This is a genomic window from Bacteroides sp. 41_26 (assembly GCF_949740115.1).
GTDB classification, from domain to species: domain Bacteria; phylum Bacteroidota; class Bacteroidia; order Bacteroidales; family Bacteroidaceae; genus Bacteroides; species Bacteroides nordii.
This window is the reverse complement of record NZ_CATJGZ010000083.1, coordinates 1-12,404: the sequence shown is the minus strand read 5'-3', so window position 1 is coordinate 12,404 and position 12,404 is coordinate 1. Positions and strand designations below refer to the sequence as shown.

The following is a 12,404-nucleotide window of genomic DNA, read 5'->3' as shown; positions in this document are numbered from 1 at the left end:
TATGGAAAAATATCTTAGATATAAAGGTGAATTCTTCAGTATAGCTGGTGTTTTATGGCGAGCTGAGATATGGCAGGATGCCGAGGAAAAATATGCAACTATCGGGCGTTTGGATTTTCCGGCAGATGATCCATTGGTAATAGAGTGGGGAGAAACAGACAAATTAGAGCCGGTTCAAAGTAGTAAGGCTACTTTAACTGTTGTAAGCCGGGTAGATAGACAGTATAAAGACCTGTATACTGTTGATACGGGTAGTATCCGCATGGATGTATATCGTGACAATACACTTTATTGGAGTGGAACACTGGATACGGAACTTTATGAAGAACCTTTTTCCTATGAAAAGGAGTATGAGGTTACATTAACATTTAGTGATTTTGCTGTATTAGACCGATTGAAATTTCAAGAGGACGGATTTCTGACTCTTTTAGAGCTTTTTCAGAAAGCATTACATAATTCTTTTATAAATATCCGGGGTATACAACAATATATTTCTACTTCTCGAGCAGGAGATACTTCATCAGAAACTCTTCTTTCTCATACTTGTATTAACTGTGGTAATTTTTATGATGAAGATGGAGAGCCAATGACATGGAGAACCGTATTGGATGAAACATTGAGGCCATTTGCAATGAGGATGATACAGCGATCCGGAGATGTGTTTATATATGATTTGAATGCTATACAAGATACCTTTGAACCGGAATTAATACATTGGGAAGGAAAGGATGCTGTGCTTGGAGTAGATGCTGTATATAAAAGTGCGAAGGTATCTTTTAGTCCGTATGATAAGACAGAACTTATGAAGCAAGAAGTCATAACAGAGGGTTTATCTCCTTTTGCTACTGATCTGCTTGTGCGTACGGATTATTCTGTGGGTAGTGATGACCTTATGAATGCTTCGGAAGGTTTCTATATGGATCTTTTTCAATCTGTACCGGCACCAAAGGGGCTTTTTATACATAAATATGCGATGCTTTTCAAAATAGATCCGGTTTTCTCCAATTATGAAGGTGAAGGAGTGGCCTGGATTGTAAAAATTAGAGCTAATCAATATGGTCTGTATAATACGATAGTGAATAATTCACTATTCACTAATTATGAAACGTTGATAAAAATAGATAAAAAAATAGATGTTCCTAATGTTCTTTCATCAGTATCTTACGGTAAGAAAAGGCAACGTTTGTTGCGACTTAAGATGGGAGTATTACTTGATGTCCGTTATAATCCATTTGAAACATCCGGAGATTATAATGAGCAAGGGGATTATGAAAATATGCGAAGTAAAATCAGATGTGTACATATTCCTTTTAGAATGCGTATAAGAAATGCAGAGGGAATTGTAATGAAACATTATGCAAATGTTTCTTATGATAAGGAAATTGGCGTTTCTTATGGTGGTAACCAACGTTGGGTAGATGGAGATTATCCGGAAACTAATAAACCTAATAGACCGTATGCTGTACTCTCTTATTATACTCCTCCGCGTGAAGATAAATTGACTAAGGCTGAATATCCGGGAGGATGGATGGAAAACCATCAATGTGTACAATATCCACATTTTTCTTTATGTCATTTATACGATATAATGGGGGCAGGTGAATATATCTCTATACCGAAAAATGTACAAGGCACGATAGAAGTAGAAATAGGTACAGGAATATTTAATCAAGGTTCATCGGGCTACTCTAATAGTGATATAGCACAGCATCCGGTATTTGATGGCTTTGCAGAAAAAGTTCGTTGGTTGCTTTATAAAACACCTACTTTGGATATAGTTGATGGTTATGGCAAAGAAATTGAAACTAAGGATATAGAATATTCCTCATGGGTAAATACTTCTGCAAAAGAGGACTTGGATATAGACACCTTTTTAGGAAATAGTGGAGATTTGAAGGTGTGTGGATTGGGGATACTGTTACGGAAAGAAGATTATAATCCTGTAGTAAAATTTAGCCGTGCAGGAGTTACAGATTATATAGAAAAGTTACTCATGGGAACTGTATACAGCCAATACAGTCATCGAATGAATATGTTGACCGGTACGGTTCGATTACTTAATGATTTTGGATTGTATACAGATCTTAGTGAGCCGGGTAATTATATGATAGTTAGTGATGTGCAGCATGTAATAACTGAAGAAAGTGAAGTGAAATTAGTACAGGTAGAACCAGATTATTTTGAGGGGATAGATTATGAAAAAACAATATAATGTTCTAACAGTAACCAGAGAAGCAAAAGCACGGAGTAAAAGGTTACAAAAAGTCGGAATTAGTGGTGGAAGTGTTAACGTTAATATGAACACTTCTTCGGTATCAGGAGATGGACATACTCATGAAAATTTGTTAACATTGGATAAGATATCTATTGATGATGATAATTATTTGCATTTGAAGACTTCTGTTCTTGATGATGATAGTGGGGAGGTAGTGAATATTGATGAGAAAGTAAAAGCTGGCTATTCTGATGCTGCTGCTTATTCTGATGAAGCCGCTCATGCTAATAAAGCAGCCTATGCGGATATAGCATATGATTTGGATATAGATAGTCCGGTTAATGAACGATTTTTACGTAAAGATCAGGCAGATGGTACTGATTATTTATTGGAACTTAACGGAGGAATTATTGTACGTTCATCAAAGACAGCATCGCAATTTCATTCTGTACTATCTGATGGATTAATAGAAGAGAGTAACATGGGTATGTCAGCCAATATCATCGAAGAGAGTGATGATGATTCACAGCCCCTTTCTGTTGCATTGATAGAAGTTCCGGCAAGTGACGGAGCCACCACGCTTGGCGGGTTACGCAATGTAGACGATACTGCCGATGCATTTTCGGATACGGATGATATTCTGGTTCGTAAAGCCGGTACGAAAGAGTGGGCTGTAGAGAGATTGATACGTAGCGGCTGGATTCCCGTTAATACAACTTCCGAAAGAGATGCACTTAATACCTCTTATCTGCTCAAAGGATGCGTATGTTATGTATTTAATGAGGATGCACTATATAAGTGGACAGGAACTGCCTGGGAAAAGAAAGAGTTAGGCGGAGGAGGCTCTACCGGGATACAACGTAATGTACGTATTACGAATAACCTTGATAGCAAGAATATCTCGGCAAGTAAAGGGGAACCTTGCCTTTTGAAGTTCACCTTTGTTTCTCAGGAGCGCTATGACTCCGGTGAAGCTTATGAAGATACGGGAGAACGTGGAGTGTGTCTGATATCAGTGAAGAGCAGTAATAGTGATGAATATGCAGTGGTCAAACAGCTATCTGTTAATTCTGCAGTTCCAACTACTATTGATGTAGCTGAGTTTTTGACTTCCGGAGTTAATAATGTGATGATTAAAGTGACGGGAACAGTGACGGAGGTTACTACACCGGCATTTGTGTACACGGTTCAGCTCACTTCATTGTCTGTTGATGCCGGTAACTTTAAATGGTGGACAGCTTACACCGGCAACGTGACACTTCCTCTTTATATTGGTGGCAATGTATCTAAAACTCTGTATGTAAATATATCCGGTACAGATTATAATGAATCTTATGAGGTGGCTTTAGGTACAAGTGTATATGTGGAAACTGCTTACAATTATGCCATTCCTCATCCCGGAAAGACCGGAGTGTTCCGGATATCTGCTTATGTGTCAAATTCTGATGGGAGTATAAAGACGAAGACGCTGTCTTTCAATGTAATTTGTGCTGTTCCGGGCGAACAAGTCAAGTTGGTGGCAGTGAATAATGCATTGGTCAAAGCTATCAACTGGTCCGAGAATACTCTGTTTGAGTATGCCATGTACGATGGTGATAATGTGACTACTTCTGCACAGTTTGTAGTGAAGCAGGATAATATGTCTGTATTTACCTCAACCGAGGATAATATTGCCTATTCGACTAAACATACTTTCTCTTTTCCGATGGAAATTGAAACGATGGATAACACAGATTTTGAAATTGTGACTCATATTCTGGATGGGGAAACGGAGCTGGTAAGTCCGATCTCTTTCTCTGTGAACAATTCTTTGGGATATTCTGCTGTGGCAGGTTCGGTGTTTTATATGAATCCGAAGACACGTTCCAACAGGCAGGAAAACTATAAGTCGATCATCAATGAGGTAGATGGTTCCGGTATAACCGGAGTCTGGAAAAATCTGAACTGGGGTAATGATGGTTGGATGACGGATATGGATGGAAATAAAACCCTCCGGCTACTTGCAGGATCTATGCTGACAATGGACTACAAACCTTTTGAGGTAGAGTGCGCACGCAAGGGTAAAACCATTGAAGTGGATTACAGGATTGATAATGTGACGGATTATACGGAGCCTGTTATTACGATTTCATCTGCTTCGGGAGATTCCTTTGTGGGGCTTAATATATATGCCGATGAGATTATTATGCATTCTCAGTCACTCAAAAATGAGGATATACAGAGCTTGCATACATTTGAAGGAAAACGTACACGTCTGGCACTGACTATTCTTCCGGATGCATACGGGAACTCCGGATTCAATCTGTGTATTCTCTATGTAAACGGGGTGAAGAATCGTGAGTTTACCTATGAAAGTAATGATTACTTTGCGCATAGTGGCGGTATTGTTATTGGATCTGAATATGCGGATGTGGATATTTATGGAATACGTGTTTACGACTCCGGATTAACCTCACAGGGGGTGATGACCAACTATATCAACTGGTTGCCCGATATAAATGATAAAACGGCTGCCAAAGCAAATAATGATATTTTTGACTCAAATGGTTCGGAGATCGACTTTGAAAATACGAAAGATCAGTTTAATGTGATAGTATATGACAACACGATTCCTTCTATGGCCGACCAGACCTCGCGGGTAGGTACACTGGAGGTGTTTTTCTACGATCATCCCGACTGGAATGTGTCAATCAGTAATGTGACAGCCAAAGGACAGGGAACTTCTTCTATGAAGTACTGGATATGGAATACCCGTTATCAGCTTGATAAAGTGAATTCTGTGGTGACACATGCCGATGGGACTACCTCTGCAAAGAAGTGGCAGATGACGCCTTTTCTTCCTGCAGGGCAGAAGTTCACGGCAAAGAAGAATTTTGCTTCTTCTATGCATTCACATAAGATCGGTTCGGTGAATTCCTATGAGGACCTGTATCGGGAAGTGGGCTTGTTGAATGAGGCGATGAAGACAGAGAAATATGCAAATGCACGTGTGGCCGTTTATCAGATTCCATTTGTATGCTTTGAAAAACAGGTAAATGATGAGGGCGAAACGATTTATATATTCAGAGGGTTGTATACTTTCGGACCGGATAAAGGGGATAAATATACGTTTGGATTTGATACGGATCTGTTCCCGGATCTTTTGAGCATTGAAGGATCGGATAACTCTCCATTGTGTACTTTGTTTCGCGTCCCGTGGAATAACAACGTGTTTTACAACGAAGACAAAGAGGCATGGCAGTATAATGGTGCAAATTCATGGAACTTCGGTGAGGGGGAACTGGATAAAATCTCTAAATTCATTCCTGCTTATAATATGGTTTATCAGTGTTCTCCACGTCTGAAACCCTTTAATGGCACATTGGATGAGCTGAATGCCCAAGTGATAACGTACCGCAATGAGCCTTGTGAATTTTGGATAGCCAAAGAAGGGGATGTAAACCTATATAATGTGTACTATTTTGAGTCCTCACAAAATAAATTTATTCCTTCCGATATAGGTAATGGCACGATAAATCTTGTCTCTCAGCTTGTGGATAAAGGGTATGGATTGGGAACTGCCGATCTGGAAAACAAAACGGGCGATGAACTGAATATGCTTTTTGCCAATGCCCGTATTGCTAAGTTTAGGAAAGAAGTTTCGCTGTATTGGGATGTGGAGGATACGTTGTTCTTTATGAATAATGTAGAATTTAATGCAGGTACGGATGAGCGTGCAAAGAATACGTATCCTTACTGTTTTGGAACGGAAACATCGAAGTGGAGATGGCGTGTAGATGATGCTGATACCCGCTTTGATACTACCAACCGGGGATTGCCGGACAAAGAATATAGTGTAGAAACACATGATGTGGACAAAACGGGAGCTTCCATCTGGAACGGTGAGACAAACAACTTCTTTAATCTGATGGAACTGGCTTTTCCGGATGAGAAGGTAACAAGTATGCGCAAAATGATGACAGCCATGCAAACACTTGGTGGCTTGAAGAGCGGTAATGACCTGGAGAAGATTTACGCATTTTATCAGAAGTATTTTTTTGACAATGCACAGGAATATTTCCCGGAGAACGCTTATAATGCGGATGCAAAGTATTGTTATGAGAATGGTAAGCTTGCTTATAATGCGGGAAAATACTCCAATGATACCGATCCTATCACACAGAGTCTTGGCGATCATTATCTGGCAGAACAGAGGTGGATAACCAAGCGCATCTTGTATATGATGTCTAAATATAGTTTTGGGACTTTCAGTGCCGGAGGGACAGATACAATCACTGTTCGTGCTGCCGGAAATACCATAAAGTATGAGTTGACTCCGGCTATGGATATGTATCCGGCAATAGCCAATGGTACGTCAATTATCCGGGGGACACGTACGAAGTCCGGTGATGTTTGTGAAATGGAGATAGAACTGTCCGGGTCCGGTGATCAGCAGAATGCTATTCAGGGGGCCTCTTATCTGCAGGATATAGGTGACTGGCATAATAAGAATGTACAGGGATCGATGATAATTCAGGGACAGATGTTACGTGATATCCGATTGGGTAGTAAGACAGAACCTATTGTCATCTCTATTTCGTCGTTGACTATTTCTAATTGCGTATCCTTACAACGGCTGCTATTGTCGAATATATCTACATTGGCCGGTACGTTGAATCTGGCAGCTTGTACACATTTGCAGGAGGTACATGCGGATGGAACATCGCTTGTACAAGTTATTCTTCCTGCTGGTGGTGGTTTGCGTACGGTGGAGTTTAGTGCATACAATCAATATCTGACGCTGGCAAACTATCCTTTGATGACCAATGAAGGTGTGGGAATTGACTTGTGTAAAGGGATTATCACTGACTTCTTTGTGGTCGATTGTCCACGCATTGATCCGATGAGGCTGCTTGTAGATATAATGAATACACAAGATGATCAGGGAGGAGCACATGCTTTGAAGCGCATACGTGCCGTTGGATTTGATGAGAACTATGAGAGTTCGGAGATGTTGGATAAACTGGCACAACTGGCGGATGGCTCCTATTCTGGTTTGAGTAGTGAAGGACTTTCCGGAGAGGACGACTATCCGGTGTTGGACGGTACGTTGAATATCAATGCAAATTGCTATGAAGATTCTATTGAGGCTTTGAAAAATACGTTTAAGAAGTTGGTATTGAATATAACGGGTGAATACTATACTAGGTTTAAGGATAGTTTTGTACAAAACCTTATTGCCACTCACTATGGAGACGGTATAGGTACGAAAATAGAACAGATAAAGATTGTTTCTTCATTTGATGGGATCTTTAGGGACCGAACGGAAATAAAATCTTTTGATGAATTTGAGTTATTTATAGGATATACAACTGGTGCATGGGATGTGTTTAGTGGTTGCCTGTCATTACGGTCTGTAAAACTTCCTTTGCAATTAAAAATAGTATCTGGATGTATGTTTTATGGATGCGAAGCATTAAATAGCATTAATCTGGAAAATATTGAAGAAGTTCAGAGATCAGCATTTTATAAATCAGGATTAGAAACAGTTATTTTAGATAATGTCGTAACATTGGGGGCAAGTATCTTTTCCACTTGTCAGCGTTTATCTTTTGTCAGGATAGGGAACAGATGCGAGACTCTAAGTAATTGCTTCTGGCAGTGCACCTCTCTGACAAATGTAGACCTCGGAAATTCGATTAAATTAATAAACTATGAATTTCAGCATTCCCCTTTGAATGAAGTAATAATCAGAGCTGTTGTTCCTCCTATGGTTGTAAAATCGTTTCAGATGATAGAACCAACATGTAAGTTTTATGTTCCCGATACTTCTGTGGATGTTTATAAAACAGCTTCCAACTGGAGTCAATATGCAAATAAAATTTATCCATTATCAGAAAAAATATAAAAGATTAATTATGGCTATATTATCATCAACCGGAGTATCCGGTTTCCTCTCGTCGGCAAAAGCTACGGGAAAACAAATATTGAATAAGGCGGGAAAGCTAATCCCGGAGTATATAGAAGATTTTGTGTCCGGCTTTGCCGGGCATGGTTGGAAAATCTGGGAACGTGTGTCCGGCATATGGCGAATAGAAACGGATGAACTGGTAGTTCGAAGGACAATGATTGTGTTTGAAATGCTGATTAGTAAAATACGTTGTATAAAAGGTGCATTAAATATCTCACAGGGTAATGGTAAGATTAAAACAGCGGAATTGAAGGAAGATGGTAATTGGTATATCACAATTGAGGATGAAATGTCATTTGTTGCCCATGATATTATCCGTTGTCAGCATTTTAGTAATATGGCGAAATTCTATTGGGTAGAAATAACTGATATTATTAATGATAACACTACTCTTATTATTCCTGCTACAGAATTTATGGGGTCGCTTGAGTATAAAGATGGAATTGAGTATGTTGCTGGTAGTGGGGAAATGAATATCCCGGAGCCGGGCGATGAAATTATTCAGTTTGGTAATCGAATAAACAAAGACAGGCAATCTGCTATTTATTTACATGCAGACGAAGGAGGGCAACCTGCTATTGATATCCTCTTTAATATAAACTCGAAAAGCTTTGAGGGCTGCCTTAATATGAGAATGGGAGGAAGCATACCGGGTGAAGGCGACATGAAAGGATTCTATTGTGAGAATGGTATGATAAAAGGAACTGTAGATAACCACGTTGTTTATCAGATCAAACCGGACGGTTCAGCCATGTTCGGTGATGGCTCTGCACAATTTAACGCTGACAAATCCGGGTGCATTGCCGGAGGTACAATTTCTTGGAAATGGGATGAGTCGAAGGGGAAGTATGTATGTACAATGCAGGATGTAGTTTTGACCTGGGATAACCTTTCGGAGGAAGCGAAAGAGAATCTGAAAGGGGATAAGGGTGAAGATGCTGTTTTTTACTTAATCGAGTTCAATGAGGATGGAAATACGGTTCAATCTATTTCGGCAATAGCAGATGGAGTACCTAAAGGAAAGTCATTAAAAGCTTCCCTTTATAAAATAACTTCTGGGAAGAAAGAATTATGTGGTGTAAGAAGATTTACAATTTCAGCAGGTAGTCAAATTTGGGAAGTAATTCCTCCGATGGGGGGAGGTCCGCTTCATACAATTTCTATTGATTACGGAGATTCATCTATACAGTCTTATACAGTAGCAGCGTATGATGATGTAAATACAGTTATTGCTCTGGCAACCATACATAAAGTTTTAGATGGTCAGCAGGGAGAACAAGGTAATCCTGGCGCTGATGCCAATTTACTTCCATGGATAGAAAAATGGAATGGCTATGCTACCGAATTGGGCGGTGATTATATTGTTACTCCAAAAATGTTTTCCGGCAAAGTTGAGACTGATGAGAGTGGAACTCGTTTATTGACAGGTATTGCACAAGGTAAAGATTGTATCACAGCTTCAGATGGAACTACACGTACAGGTATTTTTGCTCTTGTAGATAATGAGCCTGTTTTTGAGTTGGATCCGATTAATAAAAAGTATAAGTTTAAAGGAAAAGTTGACGCTGACGAAGGTACATTCAAAAATGTAACTATAGAAGACGGATCTCAAATCGGTAAGATGTCTGTGTATAATGGTTTCTTAAGATATTCTGATGATAACTATTATGTTGCACTCGGGACGGGAGTTCTACCTGGAACTTCCGGATCGAGGGGGGCATTGTGGTTGGAAGATAAAAGTACGGGCAATATGGCAAAGACACTTGTAATTCTCAACGCAGTTCCTTCATCTATACAAGGGGGCTTAGGTGATCCGCGTGATAAAAATATAGCTGTTAGTATTCCCAACGGAACAGTAAGAGTTTCTCCCGGAAATCTGATGGATGTTCCCGGCATTATTCTTGTCGGACGAATCGGGTATAATGGAGAGGTCGAATACCAATATGGGCGCAAAGGACGTGGCAGACTTAGTGCCGCTTATGCTTTCGGTGTGAATATTTCCGGAAATGATTATGAGATAATACACGATTTGGGGCATGCTAACTATACAGTACAGATAACTCCATATCGGCCGAATAGTTCCGAGAATAATGTGACACCGATTGTCAGCTATTTAAATGGGAATAATTTTGGTGTATTCTTTAATGACGCCGACACTGCCAATAAACATGTGAGGTCCGCGTTTTTCTTTACTGTAATAGGAGAGAATACATAATAGTGAACAGTTCTTTTTAATAGATAGAGGAATAATAAACAGGTAAGGATGAACTTGAATGATTGGCTAACCATAATTGGTGCATTAGGAGGTTTGGAGGCCATAAAGTGGATTGTTAATTTCTTTGTTAACCATAGGACGAATGCCCGAAAAGAGAATGCTTCAGCAGATGGGGTGGAAATGCAGAATCTTCTTATCGTTATCAATACGTTGAAAGATGAAATAGCACGCGTTATGTCTGAAAAAATAAAAAGAGATGAGAAAGTGGACTATTTGTATATAGAGCTTAGAAAATCAGAAGAGAAGGCTCTTAAGGTGACTAGTGAAAAGCATGAATTAGAGATGTGTCTTAAAGAGGCTGAAATGAAGAAGTGTAATGTTCGTGGATGTACCGACCGTGTACCACCTTCTGATTATTGAGTCCTATAAAATACTTATTGATAATTCTGTTATGCTTTTCTATAATAAATAAAAGAAAAATGTATGAATAAAATTGATTCAATTATTATTCACTGTTCGGCCACACGTACCGGACTGGATTTACGTGCAAAAGATATTGACTATATGCACAGACAAAGAGGGTTCATCCGGATCGGTTATAACTTTGTAATTGATCTTGATGGTACTGTAGAGAACGGACGCCCACTCTCTTTTGATGGAGCTCATTGCAATACAAAAGGATTTTCCGGGGTGTCATACAATAAACACAGTATTGGTATCTGCTACATTGGTGGGCTCGATGTGAATGGACGTCCGGCAGATACCCGGACAGAAGCGCAGAAGAACTCTCTTCGTGATCTGGTTGCAAAGTTATGTAAAGAATATGATATCATTGAGTTGCTTGGACATCGCGATACTTCTCCTGATCTTGATGACAGTGGTGAAGTTGAACCGGGAGAATATATCAAAAGCTGCCCGTGCTTCGATGTGCGAAGCGAGTTTAATAACTTTTTGCGTAACACAATTGTGAAACCATGAAACGGTTTATTTATATACTGACCATGCTCCTATCCATCGGGGCATGGTTGGTATCTTGCAGCAGCATTAAATATGTTCCGATAGAAACGGTTAAGATAAATACAGAATATCGCGATCGCTGGTTACGTGATTCTATCCACGTACATGATAGTATTTTTATGTTTATGAAAGGGGATACTGTTTTTCGTGACCGTTGGCATGTTGAATATAGAAATAAACTTGTATATGATACGACTTATATCAATCGGACGGATAGTATTTGTGTACCTTATCCCATTGAGAAGCAGTTATCTCGTTGGGAGTCTATTAAAATGGAGCTTGGAGGATGGGCCTTTGGTATTGTAATCGGACTTGCTTTGATTATGGCTGGTTGGCTGATATATCGGTTGAGGCGGCGGTATAAATAACTTTTCCCCAACGGTTGATATGATCAATCAAATTCTGATTATTTAAATCATTAAATATTGAAATATCAAACAGATATGGCAGTGAGGATTCGGAGAATGCACAATTGATGGAAAGTAAGGTCTCTGGTGAGATCTTCCCTTTTAAAGTGATGTCTATGTCAGAGAAAGGCTTGAAATTCCCTTTAGCTCTTGAACCATAGAGTATTACTTCCTCTACTTCCGGGTATTTGCCGAATATAAGAAAGATGGTTTGTAGGGTTTGTTCTTCTAATCCGTATTTCATAGATACTTTATTTATTAATCAGGAGTATTATAAAGATACGTATTTAACTCTGTGTTAATTAGTATTCTTTATATACCAAAAGTACGTACTTTTATAGGCATAAAGTACGTACTTTTGTAAGCTTAACAATGGTAGTTAAGAGACTCTGTTAATAATGTTAATTTGAATCTCTGTTATTCTACCATTGCGCGGTACTTGTTAACGGTTGCTCCCATACCATCTACAAATCCGATTTTAGTACGATCACCACCCACATTGAATTTAACGTGCTGATCATAATAGAGTGTGGCACAATCCCCGTTATTTTCTTTCAGTTGGCGATACTCATTCCATGAGTGATCGTATTTTTCGAGTGC

At 39.3% G+C, this 12,404-nt stretch carries 7 protein-coding genes and 1 pseudogene; 6 read left to right on the top strand and 2 right to left on the bottom strand.

From position 1 onward, the window contains the following. Window position 1: 1 nt before the first annotated feature. The 6 genes from QX565_RS11865 to QX565_RS11840 all read left to right on the top strand — a co-directional run bounded on the left by QX565_RS11865 (window position 2) and on the right by QX565_RS11840 (window position 11,765). Window positions 2–2,212: a hypothetical protein gene (locus QX565_RS11865; RefSeq protein ID WP_289292855.1), complete on the top strand. Its 2,211-nt coding sequence runs from the start codon at window positions 2–4 to the stop codon at window positions 2,210–2,212. Further along, complete coding sequence (locus QX565_RS11860) at window positions 2,196–8,102, top strand: leucine-rich repeat domain-containing protein (RefSeq protein WP_289292854.1); 5,907 nt, start codon at window positions 2,196–2,198, stop codon at window positions 8,100–8,102. Before QX565_RS11865 ends, QX565_RS11860 begins: the two co-directional genes overlap by 17 nt. Window positions 8,103–8,112: 10 nt before the next feature. Continuing rightward, entirely contained in the window at window positions 8,113–10,380 is a 2,268-nt protein-coding gene (locus QX565_RS11855; protein WP_289292853.1) for a hypothetical protein, read from the top strand. Window positions 10,381–10,428: 48 nt separating this feature from the next. After that, entirely contained in the window at window positions 10,429–10,800 is a 372-nt protein-coding gene (locus QX565_RS11850) for a hypothetical protein (protein WP_221648352.1), read from the top strand. A gap of 63 nt (window positions 10,801–10,863) precedes the next feature. Beyond that, complete coding sequence (locus QX565_RS11845; protein WP_221648353.1) at window positions 10,864–11,358, top strand: N-acetylmuramoyl-L-alanine amidase; 495 nt, start codon at window positions 10,864–10,866, stop codon at window positions 11,356–11,358. Further along, window positions 11,355–11,765: a hypothetical protein gene (locus QX565_RS11840; protein WP_289292852.1), complete on the top strand. Its 411-nt coding sequence runs from the start codon at window positions 11,355–11,357 to the stop codon at window positions 11,763–11,765. The genes QX565_RS11845 and QX565_RS11840 overlap by 4 nt, the downstream gene beginning before the upstream one ends. On the opposite strand, the gene QX565_RS11835 is transcribed toward QX565_RS11840, so the two are convergent. Together QX565_RS11835 and QX565_RS11830 are read right to left on the bottom strand one after the other, a co-directional pair. After that, window positions 11,719–12,048 (bottom strand): nucleotidyltransferase domain-containing protein, encoded by a 330-nt coding sequence (locus QX565_RS11835; RefSeq protein WP_122201236.1) that lies wholly within the window; start codon window positions 12,046–12,048, stop codon window positions 11,719–11,721. The two genes, QX565_RS11840 and QX565_RS11835, sit on opposite strands and share 47 nt — an antisense overlap. A 173-nt stretch (window positions 12,049–12,221) precedes the next feature. Next, window positions 12,222–12,404: pseudogene (locus QX565_RS11830) on the bottom strand (hypothetical protein); the annotation flags it as partial.

What these genes read in the sequence shown, in the direction of transcription:
- QX565_RS11865 (WP_289292855.1), top strand. Translation starts at nt 2, where the DNA reads ATGGAAAAATATCTTAGATATAAAGGTGAATTCTTCAGTATAGCTGGT.
- QX565_RS11860 (WP_289292854.1), top strand. Translation starts at nt 2,196, where the DNA reads ATGAAAAAACAATATAATGTTCTAACAGTAACCAGAGAAGCAAAAGCA.
- QX565_RS11855 (WP_289292853.1), top strand. Translation starts at nt 8,113, where the DNA reads ATGGCTATATTATCATCAACCGGAGTATCCGGTTTCCTCTCGTCGGCA.
- QX565_RS11850 (WP_221648352.1), top strand. Translation starts at nt 10,429, where the DNA reads ATGAACTTGAATGATTGGCTAACCATAATTGGTGCATTAGGAGGTTTG.
- QX565_RS11845 (WP_221648353.1), top strand. Translation starts at nt 10,864, where the DNA reads ATGAATAAAATTGATTCAATTATTATTCACTGTTCGGCCACACGTACC.
- QX565_RS11840 (WP_289292852.1), top strand. Translation starts at nt 11,355, where the DNA reads ATGAAACGGTTTATTTATATACTGACCATGCTCCTATCCATCGGGGCA.
- QX565_RS11835 (WP_122201236.1), bottom strand. Translation starts at nt 12,048, where the DNA reads ATGAAATACGGATTAGAAGAACAAACCCTACAAACCATCTTTCTTATA.